Source organism: Collinsella aerofaciens ATCC 25986 (genome assembly GCF_964239575.1).
In the GTDB taxonomy this organism is placed as follows: domain Bacteria; phylum Actinomycetota; class Coriobacteriia; order Coriobacteriales; family Coriobacteriaceae; genus Collinsella; species Collinsella aerofaciens_BQ.
The window spans coordinates 1-13,174 of sequence record NZ_CAXSQQ010000007.1 but is presented as its reverse complement, the minus strand read 5'-3'; the positions used below and the strand labels follow the sequence as shown (position 1 = coordinate 13,174).

11 protein-coding genes are annotated in these 13,174 nt (G+C 59.1%); 3 read left to right on the top strand and 8 right to left on the bottom strand.

Annotation, left to right across the window (positions count from 1 at the left end; translation table 11 throughout):
- Positions 1–12: 12 nt before the first annotated feature.
- The 4 genes from ACESUZ_RS05285 to ileS form a co-directional block, all read right to left on the bottom strand.
- Entirely contained in the window at positions 13–1,308 is a 1,296-nt protein-coding gene (locus ACESUZ_RS05285; RefSeq protein ID WP_373198867.1) for a glycosyltransferase family 2 protein, read from the bottom strand.
- Between the two features lie 82 nt (positions 1,309–1,390).
- The gene (locus ACESUZ_RS05280; RefSeq protein WP_373198866.1) at positions 1,391–2,404 is read right to left on the bottom strand and encodes an RluA family pseudouridine synthase; all 1,014 of its coding nucleotides are present in this window, start codon (positions 2,402–2,404) and stop codon (positions 1,391–1,393) included.
- Entirely contained in the window at positions 2,404–2,943 is a 540-nt protein-coding gene (gene lspA / locus ACESUZ_RS05275) for a signal peptidase II (protein WP_373198864.1), read from the bottom strand. Before lspA ends, ACESUZ_RS05280 begins: the two co-directional genes overlap by 1 nt.
- 456 nt (positions 2,944–3,399) lie before the next feature.
- On the bottom strand, positions 3,400–6,177 hold the full coding sequence (ileS, locus tag ACESUZ_RS05270; RefSeq protein ID WP_373198940.1) for an isoleucine--tRNA ligase: 2,778 nt from the start codon (positions 6,175–6,177) through the stop codon (positions 3,400–3,402).
- 510 nt (positions 6,178–6,687) lie between these two features.
- Here ileS and ACESUZ_RS05265 point away from each other — a divergent pair.
- Positions 6,688–7,776: an iron-containing alcohol dehydrogenase family protein gene (locus ACESUZ_RS05265; protein ID WP_373198862.1), complete on the top strand. Its 1,089-nt coding sequence runs from the start codon at positions 6,688–6,690 to the stop codon at positions 7,774–7,776.
- Between the two features lie 46 nt (positions 7,777–7,822).
- On the opposite strand, the gene ACESUZ_RS05260 is transcribed toward ACESUZ_RS05265, so the two are convergent.
- Both ACESUZ_RS05260 and ftsH read right to left on the bottom strand, forming a co-directional pair.
- Entirely contained in the window at positions 7,823–8,284 is a 462-nt protein-coding gene (locus tag ACESUZ_RS05260; RefSeq protein ID WP_373198861.1) for a 2-thiouracil desulfurase family protein, read from the bottom strand.
- Positions 8,285–8,359: 75 nt separating this feature from the next.
- The gene (ftsH, locus tag ACESUZ_RS05255) at positions 8,360–10,252 is read right to left on the bottom strand and encodes an ATP-dependent zinc metalloprotease FtsH (protein WP_373198938.1); all 1,893 of its coding nucleotides are present in this window, start codon (positions 10,250–10,252) and stop codon (positions 8,360–8,362) included.
- A 122-nt stretch (positions 10,253–10,374) separates the two neighbouring features.
- On the opposite strand from ftsH, the gene ACESUZ_RS05250 reads away from it, so the two are divergent.
- Entirely contained in the window at positions 10,375–10,830 is a 456-nt protein-coding gene (locus tag ACESUZ_RS05250; RefSeq protein WP_373198936.1) for a cob(I)yrinic acid a,c-diamide adenosyltransferase, read from the top strand.
- 70 nt (positions 10,831–10,900) lie between these two features.
- Here ACESUZ_RS05250 and ACESUZ_RS05245 read toward each other — a convergent pair whose 3' ends face one another.
- The gene (locus ACESUZ_RS05245) at positions 10,901–11,671 is read right to left on the bottom strand and encodes a transposase (protein WP_373198859.1); all 771 of its coding nucleotides are present in this window, start codon (positions 11,669–11,671) and stop codon (positions 10,901–10,903) included.
- 212 nt (positions 11,672–11,883) lie between these two features.
- The gene (locus tag ACESUZ_RS05240) at positions 11,884–12,513 is read right to left on the bottom strand and encodes an MATE family efflux transporter (protein ID WP_373198857.1); all 630 of its coding nucleotides are present in this window, start codon (positions 12,511–12,513) and stop codon (positions 11,884–11,886) included.
- A 167-nt stretch (positions 12,514–12,680) separates the two neighbouring features.
- On the opposite strand from ACESUZ_RS05240, the gene ACESUZ_RS05235 reads away from it, so the two are divergent.
- On the top strand, positions 12,681–13,174 hold a 494-nt coding region (locus ACESUZ_RS05235), incomplete at its 3' end, for an IS110 family transposase (RefSeq protein WP_373198856.1).

Sequence of the window (13,174 nt, the reverse complement as noted above, 5' to 3'; positions counted from 1 at the left end):
TTTTGGTGGTGGTTATTTGGCGCCTTGCATGACCTCGTCGAGGGTGACGTTTACGGCATGCTGGGTAGGAACCCAGTCGACCTTCAGGAACAGCGCGGCCACCGTGATGGGGATATAGCTGAACATAAAGATCGGGAAGGTAAACAGGTTAGTCACCAGACGCCACTTTTGCGCGCAGTGAATGTGCTTGTACTCAAAGATAGTCGTGAGCAGCGCCTGGATAAAGAACGTCTGATACATCATGGCGAAGGTCATAATGAGCGAAGCGGCGCACGCCTGCATCTCGACTTCGGTAGCCAAGAAACCATGCGAAAGGCCACCCACAATCAAGAACGTCGCATTAGCGAGCATCGAGATGAGCGACAGCAGCATACCCGGGGCGATCGTCATGAACATGTCGTAGGCGGCAAAGCGATGGTAGCGGAAGGTCGACTTGACCAGGTGCTTACCGTAAGTAAAGAACACCTGGTAGAAGCCCTTGGTCCAACGCATGCGCTGTTTCCAGGACGCCTTAAACGTCACGGGTTGTTCGTCAAAGAACTCCGCAGGCGCATAGGCAATGCGAATACCGTGAATAGCGCAGAACGTAGTGAACTGAATGTCCTCGGTCAGCGTGTGGAACTGCCAGCCGTGCATGCCCTCAATAACACTGGCGGAGATGAGGTAGCCCGAACCCGAGACGGCGCAAGACGTCTTACAGATATTACGCGCATTGTTAAGGAAGCGCGCCTCGCGCAAATACCAGGTAGCATTAGCTGCCGAGATCCACGAGCTGCCAAAATTCTTGGAGTTACGATAGCTCGTGACCACATGGAAGCCCTGGTCAAAGGCATCGTTCATCTTGGAGACGTAATCGCGGGAGATGACGTTATCGGCATCGAAGATAAAGTAGCCCTCAAACGTGTCGGGATACTCGTTGAGAATGCGATCGAAACCAAAGTCCATGACCCAGCTCTTGCCCTTTCGGGCCAGGTCATTGCGCTCGTAAACAATGGCACCGGCCTCGCGTGCGAGCTGCGCGGTGTTGTCGGTGCAGGCGTCGGCAACGACAAAGACCTCGATAAGCTCGGACGGATAGTCCTGGTCCTTGATGGAGCGTACGAGATTGGCAATTACGGCTTCCTCGTTATGCGCAGCAATGAAGAAGGCATAGCGGTGAAGTTTTTTGGCCTTGGGAGGCGCGACCTCGCCACGAAGAGCGCCAATGACAAAGAAGACCACCTGGTACAGAAAGCAGACCGTGAGCAGCATGACAACAATCAGGTTGAAGATCACGATGGGTGTGTTGGTTTGTAAAAAGTCGAGCATGCAGGCTCCCGAGAACGCGTTACGTAAACAACCGTATATCTTACCGCAGGCTTACCGAGTTCAAGAAACCACCTAATACTGGCTAGGCTTCGAGCAGACCGAGCTGCGGAACGATTTCGTCGCCGGCAGCGGTGCGGCCAAGCGAGCGCGGGGCCAGGTCGTCAAGAACCGCGGCGAGATCCCACGGTAGCTCGTCGCGGCACTCAATGCGCTCCCCCGTCACGGGATGGTCGAATGCAACACGCCAGGAATGAAGGAATTGCCTGGTCAGACCCTGATCGGCGCGTGCATCGCACTTGCCGTAGAGCGGATCGCCCACGCAGGCGTGGTTGATATGGCGCATATGCACGCGAATCTGATGTGTGCGGCCCGTAAACAGGTGGCACTCGACGAGCGTATAGCCGTCGTCAAAACGCGTGGAATCGAAGCGCTCGAGGACCTTAAAGGTCGTAATGGCCTGGCGCGCGAAAGGATCGTCCGAAACCGCCATCTTGACACGGTCACGCGTAGAACGGGCAATGCCGGTGTTAATGGTGCCCTCATCCATAGCGATATGTCCGTGAACGAGCGTGATATAGCGACGATCGAGCGTGCGCGTGCGAATGAGATTTTGGAGCGCGCGCTGCGTGTCGTCGTCTTTTGCCGCAAGCATGAGGCCCGAGGTATCGCGATCTAAACGATGCACGATGCCGGGGCGGTCCTCACCCTGCACGGTACCCAGATGGTCAATGCCGCAGTGGTAGACCAGAGCGTTCGCAAGCGTGCCGCTCTCGTGGCCATGGGCGGGATGGCACACCAGGCCGCGCTGCTTGGAGAGCACGATGAGGTAGTCGTCCTCGTAACGGATATCGAGGGGGATGGCCTCGGGAATCACATCAGTGGGATCATGCGGCTCGGGCAGGTCGACCGAGATGCGGTCACCGGAGCGCACAGCATATTTTTTTGATAGGCAGGTCCCGCCGTTCACGATTACGGCGCCGCCCTCGATCAGATGCGCGCAGGCAGAGCGCGTGGGGCAGCCGTCGTTGGCACCCAGAAAGGCGTCGAGACGCTGGCCAGAGCAATCGTCGGCAACAAGAATATGGATGTCGGCCATTAACGCTCATTCCTTTCGCGAATCTTGCGGGCACGCTCCCCACGCTGCTTGGCTTTGCGCTTAGCGCGGGCCTCATCACGGGCATTGAGCTCAGCAGTCGCATCGACCTCGCGAGCAGCGGGACTCAAGAACATGTAACCGATAAGCGCCAGCACAACACCGACCGTAATGCCGATATCGGCCACATTGAAGACGGGAAAGTCGATGAAGGTGGTGGCAATAAAATCGGTCACGAAGCCAAAGGCCAAACGATCGATAGCGTTGCCGATAGCACCGCCCGCAACCATCGCCATGCCCACAACCTCAAGATGGGCGAGCTGGGGTGCACGAACGAGGTACACGGCAATAGCGACAATGACCGCCAGCGCCAGCACGGCAAACGCGATGCCATGCCCCTCGCCCATGCTAAAGGCAGCGCCGATATTGCGGACAAACAGAAAGTCGATGGCACCGGGGATGACGGTCACATGAAAAGCGTCGCCCACGGCACGGACCGCAAGCTTGGTTAGCTGGTCAACAAGCAGCACAACCAGCGCCACCCCACCAGCAACACCCAACCGCCAACGCAAAGGCGGCGTCATATCCCCAGCACGACCCAAAGAAATCCCCTACCCTCAAGAACATCGAATTCCGTTTAACGCAATGAACCATCTTATATTGCCACAAGCAGAGCGCACGACATATCCACCAACGCAAGCGAAATAACCAGCTAAAAACGAAAGCGGCATTCCGAAAAACAGAATGCCGCTTGAATGTGACACAGGTAGTCAATGGGGACGTTCTTGTTTGACTAGTCGTTTAAGAACGTCCCCAACAACTAAACAATAGAAACGCCGCATTACCGTCGCCAACAGCGAAAACGTCCCTAAGCGAGCAAGGTGACGTGAAAGAGGAGGGAAGCGTACTTTGGTACGCGACCGACGATTGAACGTCAGATTGCCGCTTAGGGGCGTTTGCAGCGTCGGTAGGTTACGGCGTTCTACGAACGCCGTAACCTACAAAGCCTCCGCACAACGCTTGCAGATATGAGCGTGGCCGTTGTACTCGCCGACGGTGGTGCGGTAGTTCCAGCAACGGTCGCAGCACTCGCCCTCGGCTGCCTCGATGGCAACGGAGAGCTCCTCGCCCTGGGTCAGTTCTACATCGGAGACGATGTAGAACTCGGCCAGGTCGACGGCCTTATCACCGGTCAGCAGCGCGTACATCTCGGCGGGAACGACCGCCTTGACGCGGACCTGCTGGCTCTTAGTGAAGGTGCCGGCGGAACGGGCATCCTCAAGGGCCTTGGTCACGGCGCTACGGAGCTCGAGTGAGGCCTCGAGCACGCCCTCAAACTCGTTGGCCTCATCGACCGTGATGGGCGACTTGTACCAATCGAGCAGCGCGGCGTACTTCTGGTGGTCGACGCAGCCGGCGGGCGCATAGGCCATGGCCTCGTCGACGGTGTAGGACAGGATCGGCTGCAGATCGCGCATGAGCATCGAGAAGAGCTCGGCCAGCACGGTCTGGGCACTGCGGCGCTCAAGCGAACCGGGCTTATCGCAGTACAGACGATCCTTCAGGGCGTCGAGGTACACGTTGGAAAGCTCGGTAACCACGAAGTCGTAGAGCGCACGGTAGGCGCGCGGGAACTCGTAGCTGGCGTAGGCATCGTCGACCTCGGCCTGGACCTGGGTCAGGCGGGCAACCATGAGCTTGTCGAGCGGCAGCAGGTCGACAAAGGCGACGCCGTCGGTCTCGGGCTCAAACTGGCCCTCGAGCTCGGAAAGCAGGAAGCGCAGCGTGTTGCGGAAGCGACGGTAGGCATCGGACGTACGAGCAAGGATCTCGTGGTCGATGGAGACGTCGGAGCTGGTGTCGACAGAGGCAACCCACAGACGGATGATGTCGGCGCCCATCTCGTCGCAGACCTTATTGGGGTCGATGACGTTGCCGAGCGACTTGGACATCTTACGGCCCTGGCCGTCGAGGGTGAAGCCCTGCGAGACGACCGCCTTGTACGGAGCGTGGCCGTTGGCGCCCACCGAGGTGAGCAGCGAGCTCTGGAACCAACCGCGGTGCTGGTCGGAGCCCTCGAGGTACACATCCGCCGGGTACTCCAGCTCGGGGCGGTACTCGCAGACGGCCTTCCAAGACACGCCGGAGTCCCACCACACGTCGAGAATGTCCTTATCAGCCTTGAGGTGATGGCCGCCACACTTGGGGCAAACGCAAGCCTCGCCCAGGTAGCTCTCGGGAGCGTCGGTGAACCAGGCGTCGGAGCCCTTCTCGTGGAAGAGCTTGATGACGGCGTCGAGCGTGGCGTCGTTCATGACCTTCTCGCCGCAGTCGGCGCAAGTGTAGCTGGGGATAGGCACGCCCCAGTTGCGCTGACGGCTGATGCACCAGTCGGGACGCTGCTCGACCATGGCGCCGATGCGGTTGGCGGCGTGAGCCGGATACCACTTGACGTTCTCGCGGACCTCTTTGCCAGCCTGCTCGCGCAGACCGGTCTTGTCCATCGAGACGAACCACTGGTCGGTAGCACGGAAGAGCACCGGGTGCTTGCAGCGCCAGCAGTGCGGATAGCTGTGCGTGATCTTCTTCTCGAGGACCAGGGTGCCGCGCTCGCGCAGGAACTCGATGATGTGCGGGTTGGCCTCGTCGGTATCCATGCCGCTGAAGGGGCCGCCGGTGCCAAACTCCTCGCCGGTGTAGAACTTGCCGTCGTCATCGACCGGCATGCAAATGTCGGTGATGCCCTCCTTGAGGCAGGCGAAGTAGTCGTCGACGCCGTGACCGGGCGAGTTGTGGACGATACCGGTACCGTCATCGACACCGACGTAATCGGCCAACAGCGCAACGCCCTCGACACCGTCAAAGATCGGCTGCTTATAGTGAATGTGATGGAAGGTCTCGGCGGGAACCACATAGGGCTTGCCGTCGACCACAACCGGGGTGTACTCCCAGCCAAACTCCTCGCAGCACTTGGGAGCTAGGTCCTCGAGCATGACCTCGGCGCGGCCGTCGTGCTCAACGGCGACGTAGGCGGCACCGGGCTTGAGGGAAACTGCCTGGTCGGAGGGGATGGTCCACGGCGTGGTCGTCCAGATGATAAAGTCAACCGGGCCGTCGAAGTTCTCGAGGCCGGCGGGCTTGGAGGTCATCTCAAAGCGCACGAAGATGGACGGGCTCGTCTCGTCGGAGTACTCAATCTCGGCCTCAGCAAGTGCGGTATGGCAGTGCTTGCACCAGTGAACGGGCTTGTGACCGCGATAGATCATGCCCTTGTCGAACATGGCCTTGAAAACCTCGATGTCGGCGGCGTCATGCTGGTGATAGAGCGTCAGATAGGGGTTGTCCCAATCGCCGAGCACGCCCAGGCGACGGAAGCCGGCCTTCTGCAGCTCGATGTTCTCGACAGCGAACTTATTGCAAAGCTCACGGATCTTAGCCGTGGAGGTCTGGTTGAACTTCTCGGTGCCGAGCTTCTCCTCGACCTTATGCTCGATCGGCTGGCCATGGCAGTCCCAACCGGGAACATAGGGAACCTCATAGCCCTGCATCATCCAGTAACGGTTGATCATGTCCTTGGAGATCTTGTTCATGGCATGGCCGATGTGAATCGGGCCGTTGGCGTACGGAGGACCGTCGTGCAGCACGAACTTCTTGTGACCCTCGTTCTTCTTCAGAACCTGCTCGTAGACCTTGTTGTCCTGCCAGTCCTTGAGTCGCTTGGGCTCGGACTTGGAAAGACCGGCACGCATGGGAAAACCGGTCTTGGGCAGATTCATCGTCTGCTTGTACTCGTTTGCCACGGTACCCCTTTCATGTCGTGGGCGCGCACGCCCGATGGGCACCAAAAAAGCGCCCGTCCCTGCAAGCTGGGACGAAGCGCCACAAAACGGGCTGCACGCCCGCAAAAGCTCTTCGCTTAACCACCCAGCTTAGATGCCCTCGCCCGCGTATTCGCGCGCTCGCATCCGTTACTCGGCTGGCCTGTATCGACGACCATCTCGGCGATGTCTACTAAGACGAACCTGCGCGGCACGTCCGTTGGGACCGCAGCTCCGGGGTGATTTTCATCGGTCGCATGCACGGGTTCTCAGCGCTCCCCGCTCTCTGTAGCATGCGGACGGCCGACTACTCGTCCCCATCAACGCTTATGCGGAGTATGCTAGCACGTTCCGCGCCGGCGAAAAACCCTCAACACTGGTTTTATACGTTCGAAATTTCTCGCTATTACAGCCCTTCTCTAGGAGCAAAATACCTGAAAGCACTTTATCGAACGAAAGAAGGCTGCTATGCGCACGATTGGAATGAGCGACTACACCGTTGGCGAGGATTGCTTTACCGAGCTGCCAACTGCACTGGCGGAGTACGGCGCGAAGAAAGTCGCCATCATTGGCGGCAAGCGAGCCCTGGCTGCGGCGCTGCCGGGAATCGAGGCGGCACTTGAAGGTACCGATGTCGAGGCCCTGGAGACGCGCGTCTATGGCACCAACAGTACGCGTGCCAATATCGCCAAGGTCGTGAACTCCCCTGCCTGCCAGGAGGCTGATGTTCTTATCGCCTGCGGCGGCGGCAAGGCGCTCGACACCGTCAAGACGGCGGCCATCGAGCTCAAGAAGATCGTCTTCACTGTCCCGACGATCTGTTCCAACTGCTCCGCCGCGACCGCCATTGCCGTCGTGTACAACGACGACGGCTCGCTCGAGGGCTATTCGTACCCCAACCGACCGGCGCACATCTTCATCAACCCCAAGATCATCGCCGAGGCTCCGGCGGAGTACTTCTGGGCCGGCGTGGGCGATGCCCTGTCCAAGCAGCCCGAGGTCGAGTACGCAACGAGCGCCGGTAATTTGGAGCACACCGCCGGTCTTGGCCTGGCGCTTGCCCACACCTGCTCCGAGCCGCTGTTTACCTATGGCGTCCAGGGTCTTGAGGACGTGCGCCAGGACCTGTCGAGCGAGGCCGTCAAGCAAATCGCACTCGATATCGTGGTCAATACGGGCTACGTCTCCAACCTGACCAACCAGAACGATTACTACTACAACTCGAGCGTGGCGCACGCGTTCTACAACGCCACCTGCAGCATTCCGCGTGAGGGCACATACCTGCACGGCGAGGTCGTGAGCCTGGGCGTGCTGGTCCTGTTTGCCTATACGGGCGACACCGAGAACCTTGAACGCTACGCTGCCTTTAACAAGCAGATGGGCCTGCCCGTGACGCTTGAGCAGGTCGGGCTTTCCGAGGCAGACATCCCGGCCCTGTGCGAGTTCGCACACGCCACCAACGAGTGGAAGCAAGGAAACCCCGAGCCCTTCACCGACGAAAAGTTCGCCGCCGCCATCAAGGCCGCCAACGCCTACGGCCACTCTATCCTGGCCTAACCGACCAAAACCGCCACAAAGGGGACAAGCACCTTTGTGGCGTTTTTTATTGCCGTAACATGCTCGAGTCGAATTCGCTTGCCGGGATCACACGGTAGCCGTGGTGCAGGAGCAGGTCGACGAAAACGCCGTTACCCGCGGTGAGGGCGCCGTTAAAGGTTCCGTCGTAGATATGGCCCGCGCCGCACGAGGGACTACGGTCCTGCAGAATGCACGCGGCGATCTCTTCCGGCCCACCCGCCTGCTCGCACATGTCGAGCGCACGTTGGGCGCCTAGGCGAAATTCGCGATCGACCGATATGCCCTCGCAGGTACGAACCTCTCCGTTCACAATCTCGGACGGCTTGCGCGGCGTGGGCAGGCCCCCAAAGACCTCAGGGCACACCAAGAGGACCTCGGTCCCTGTACGCTCGCAGGCCTCGACCAACTCGCGATGGTAGTTGTCGAGCCCGTTATACTTGCAGCTCTCGCCCATCAAGCAGGCGCTCACCACGATCTTCATTTCCATCCCTCTCAAGCAAAACGCCCCATTTGAGAAAGCTGCTCAAATGGGGCGTCGGCGTTTACTGGCTCGGCCGCGGCTTTACTGCTGCTTGGGCATCAGCGGATTCTCGCGCGTGAGGAGGTTCATGAACTCCTCGCCCGTGATGGTCTCCTTCTTATACAGATAACGAGCCAGCTCGTGGAGCTTAAACTTGTTCTCCTTCAGAATCTGCAAAGCGCGGTCGTGCGCATCCTCGATCAGCTTGGCGACAATCGCGTCCACGCGCTCGGCCGTACCGGGGGCGCAGGTGAGCGACGTGTCCTGATTGAGATACGCGTTCTGCACGGTACCGAGCGCCATCATGCCAAACTCGTCGGACATACCAAAGCGCGTCACCATATTACGGGCGAGCTTGGTGGCCTGCTCGATGTCGTTGGCGGCGCCGGTCGTCATCTCTCCAAAGATGAGCTCCTCGGCTGCGCGGCCACCGCAATAGACAGCGAGCTTGTCCAAGACCTCCTGGCGCGTCGTCAGGAAGCGCTCGTCCTCCTCGACCTGCATGGTATAACCAAGAGCACCGCTCGTGCGCGGCACGATGGTGATCTTCGTGACCGGCGCAGAGCCCTTCTGGCGAGCGGCAACGATGGCATGGCCGATCTCGTGATAAGAAACGACCTGCTTCTCGTGGTCGGACAGCACCGTGGACTTACGCTGTTGGCCGGCAATGACGACCTCCACCGACTCCTCGAAGTCGTCCTGGGTTGCACGCTTACGACCCTCGCGAACGGCGCGCAGGGCGCCCTCGTTGATGATATTGGCCAGGTCGGCGCCCGAGGCACCGGGCGTGGCGCGGGCAATCGCGGTCAGGTCGATCGGCGGCTCGGTCTTCACGCTCTTGGCATGCAGCTCGAGGATGTTCTTGCGGCCGGTCAGATCGGGCAGCTCGACGGGGATGCGGCGGTCAAAACGACCGGGGCGCAGTAGAGCGGGATCGAGACTGTCGGGGCGGTTGGTTGCGGCAAGGACAACGATACCCTTGTGGTTATCGAAGCCATCCATCTCGGTCAGCAACTGATTGAGCGTCTGCTCGCGCTCGTCGTTGCCGCTAAAGCCGCCGCCATCGCGCTTCTTACCGATGGTATCGATCTCATCGATAAAGACGATACACGGTGCCTTTTCCTTGGCCTGCTTAAACAGGTCACGAACCTTAGCAGCGCCGCGACCGACAAACATCTCAACGAACTCAGAGCCCGAAATGCTAAAGAACGGAACACCGGCCTCGCCGGCAACAGCCTTGGCAAGCAGGGTCTTACCGGTACCCGGAGGGCCAACAAGGAGAGCACCACGCGGCAGCTTGGCGCCGATCTCCTCGTAGCGCTGCGGCTTCTCCAGAAAGTCGACGACCTCCTTGAGAGACTCCTTGGCCTCTTCCTGACCGGCGACGTCCTTAAAGGTCACGCCCACGTCCTTGGAGGCGATCACGCGCGCGCCGGACTTACCCAGTCCGCCGCCGCCAAAACCGCCGCCGCCAAAGTTCATCGACGGGCCGTCATCGCCCATAGCCTTCTTCATGCGGCGGTTGAGCCACCAACCGATGAGGAAGAAAATCGCCATGGGAAGAATGAGTGTGAGCAGGTAGTAGGTCATCAAATCCGAGTTTTTATCGGGAACGACCGACTCCAGCGAAGCGCCAGACTCAAGCACGCGATCGGTAAAGCCCGCGTCATTCGGCACACCGGTCGTCTTGTAGGCGATGTTCTCGTCCTCGCCCTTCTTGGTGTAATAAATCGAGTAATCGTCCGTGTTGTACTCGACCTTGTCGACGCTCTTCTTATCGAGCGCTTTGACAAACGTCGAGTAATCGGTCTTCGTAATCTGCTGCGTGTGACCGATGTTGGGGAACAGAACGGTCGAGAGCACGAGGTAGACGACGAAGGCGATGAGCACGTAGAGGATCATATTCCGTCTACGTTTGTTGTCATCCATCTCCATCTGCTTGAACTCCATCTACTGGGGTTGATAATGCTTTCTAGAATACCCAACCCGGACGGCGATAAACCGACGCCGGGCACGAAAGGACAGAGATGGCATCACTGTAAGTCGGCAAGGTTCAAATCTATACAGGCGACGGCAAGGGCAAGACGACGGCTGCGCTGGGGCTCGCGCTGCGCGCGACGGGCTACGGGCTCGACGTTCTTAGGCTGCAGTCTGCCAAGAAACTGCACTGCGCCGAGCATGATGCGGCGCCCCGTTTGGGTCTGCGCATCGTACAAGCCGACCGCGACACGCCCGAGGCCTGCGCGGCACAGATTCTGGAGCTAGCACACGAGCAGATATCACAGGTCGACGTTCTGATTTTGGACGAACTCGGCGAGGCTATGCGCCGCGGCTTCGTGACACGCGAGGATGTCGAAGCGCTGATCGCGATAAAGCCCGCCACCACGGAACTCGTGCTCACCGGCCGCGGGCTGCTGCCGTTGGCCGACCTCGCGGACTTAGTCACCGAAATGCGTCCCATCAAACACTACTTCGACGAAGGCCTCCTAGCCCGCCAAGGCATCGAATACTAGTCCGCCACTTAGGGACGTTCCCTTTCTGCCGGCACTTGGGGACACTCCTGTTTGCCAACAGTCCAGAAATCTATCCTTCATTCCAACCTGCCGTACCAGAAACAACAGACGTACGACCAATGCCAACGACACTCACGATCTGATTTATCGTAAGGCCCGCTTTTCTCATTTTGCAGAGAATAGGTCTACGCTCGGAAGGCTTCATGGCTGCAAGCTCAGGAAGAGCTGTGGGGAAAGCAATTCCCTTGGCGACCTCAAGAGCTTCATCGTCCAGAATGCGCGGTCGAGGTTCAGCATCGTAGGGAGCCTGGTCAATTCGATCGGCAAAATAGTGCCGATACTCAAGCGAGCCACCCACAAGATCCAGAACAATGCCAGGGTCGCAAAACCCAAACGAATCGTAGCCATAAGCATAAGCCCGATAACTGGACCAACGATAATTGTCGGCGGCCGAAACGCCCGCCTTGACCGGATTCATATGAATATAGTCCGCAAGTGAAATTGCCTGCGCATCATTCTCGACCGGAATATTAGTAAATCTATCTTGGAATAAATGCCCAACTCGGTCGGTTTTGCGATTGAAATACATCGCATACGACGTAAGAACGCCGCTCATACACGAAGATATCTTCCCATGAGGATCATCAACCATAAGATGAAAATGATTCGACATGAGACACCACGCGATAACGCCGATACCATTCCCAACTAGCTTATCCTCGAACAACGTAAGGATCCGATATCGATCTTCGTCGTCTTCAAAGATGCAGATGCCACCATTACCACGTGCGATAATGTGGTTATAGCCCGTCAGCGAAACGACTCGACCTGTTCTTGGCACATCGCCCTCCCATCACAAACCCACCGGGCAACATCTGATAGGCGCGGACGATCTAATTAGCTAAGCCCGTGCTGACAGTTTACAGGGCAAGCCAGGCAGATTCTCCGAAAAACGACGAAACAGCCTTACAAGGAGTGTCCCAAAGTGCCGGCAGAAAAGGAACGTCCCTATATGCCGGCAGAAAGGGGACGTCCCCAAGTGCCAAGTGCTGGCTAGACGGTGGCGCGGCCTAGCCAGTTGCCGCTGTGGTGGTAGATGGTGAACATGGTTGCGGTGATGAGCCAGGTTACGGGGTAAACCAACAGCAGGTGCTCAAGCGACGGATCGAACGGCATAATCGCAAACACCCAGATCACCCTGAGCACGACAGTGCCAAAAATCGTGAGCAGCATGGGCTGCAAGCTCACGCCGGCGCCGCGAATGGAGCCCGAGGCGTTCTCGATAATCGAGAAAATCGCATAGAACGGCGCAATGAAATGGAGGATGGTCGTGGTGTACGCCGAAATCGAAGCATCGTCGACAAACAAACGCGACAGCGGGCCCGAAAACACCAGCAGCACGGCAGACAGGCCACCAATGAGCATAAACGACAGCACGAGCGACGTATGGTAGCCCTTGCGCATGCGCTCGTAGTTGCGCGCGCCAAAGTTCTGCGCCGAGAACGTAGTGATCGATACGCCGAGCGCCTCGGTCACCATCCAGATAATGCCATCCAGGCGCCCAGATAGACCCCAAGCAGTCGTGACATCGGCGCCAAACGAATTAACCGACACCTGGATCAGCACGTTCGAGATCGAATAGGCAGCCGATTGAAAACCGAGTGGCAGACCACACGAGATCATACTCTTGCAAATACCGCGATCGATACCGAGCTTAGACAGACACTATGACCCAATCCGAGGGCACTAAAAAGACAGGAGCCCCCGCTCGTGACCGCGGGTCGGGGCTGCGACAATGATGTCGAAGTGCCATAGGCGCAGCCGCGCCGCAACGAGGTTGGGAGGCTCCCATGCCAAAGTATTCTACCGCGTTCGGGATGGACGTCCACCTGAGGTCGACCACCGTCTGCGCCCTCGACGCGGACACCGGCGAGGCCGTGACGAGGAGGTTCCCCGGCAACCCCTGGGGCGAGATCGCCGGGTGGATGGATGGGTTCCCCGGGCCGTCGCTCGCGGCCTACGAGAGCGGCTACCTCGGCTTCGCCCCGCAAAGGGAGCTCGCCGGGCTCGGCGTCGAGTGCGTCGTCGCCGCGGTCTCGAAGATCCCCAGGTCGGCCGCCGACTCGGCCTCCAAGAACGACAGGAACGACGCCGCCAGGATGGCCAAGGCGATACTCGCCCACGACATCTCCCCCGTATGGGTCCCCTCCCCCGAGGTCGAAGGCATCAGGGACCTCGCCGGCGCCTACGACGGGGCGACCGCGCGCCTGGCGACCGCCAAGCAGCGGCTGCTCGCCTTCCTCGCAAGGCGGGGGTTCGTCTACGGCGGCACCACGCCCGCCGG

Excerpts from the sequence above, each read along its gene's own strand:
- ACESUZ_RS05285 (WP_373198867.1), bottom strand. The coding sequence starts at position 1,308 with ATGCTCGACTTTTTACAAACCAACACACCCATCGTGATCTTCAACCTG.
- ACESUZ_RS05280 (WP_373198866.1), bottom strand. The coding sequence starts at position 2,404 with ATGGCCGACATCCATATTCTTGTTGCCGACGATTGCTCTGGCCAGCGT.
- ileS (WP_373198940.1), bottom strand. The coding sequence starts at position 6,177 with ATGAATCTGCCCAAGACCGGTTTTCCCATGCGTGCCGGTCTTTCCAAG.
- ACESUZ_RS05265 (WP_373198862.1), top strand. The coding sequence starts at position 6,688 with ATGCGCACGATTGGAATGAGCGACTACACCGTTGGCGAGGATTGCTTT.
- ACESUZ_RS05260 (WP_373198861.1), bottom strand. The coding sequence starts at position 8,284 with ATGGAAATGAAGATCGTGGTGAGCGCCTGCTTGATGGGCGAGAGCTGC.
- ftsH (WP_373198938.1), bottom strand. The coding sequence starts at position 10,252 with ATGGAGATGGATGACAACAAACGTAGACGGAATATGATCCTCTACGTG.
- ACESUZ_RS05240 (WP_373198857.1), bottom strand. The coding sequence starts at position 12,513 with ATGATCTCGTGTGGTCTGCCACTCGGTTTTCAATCGGCTGCCTATTCG.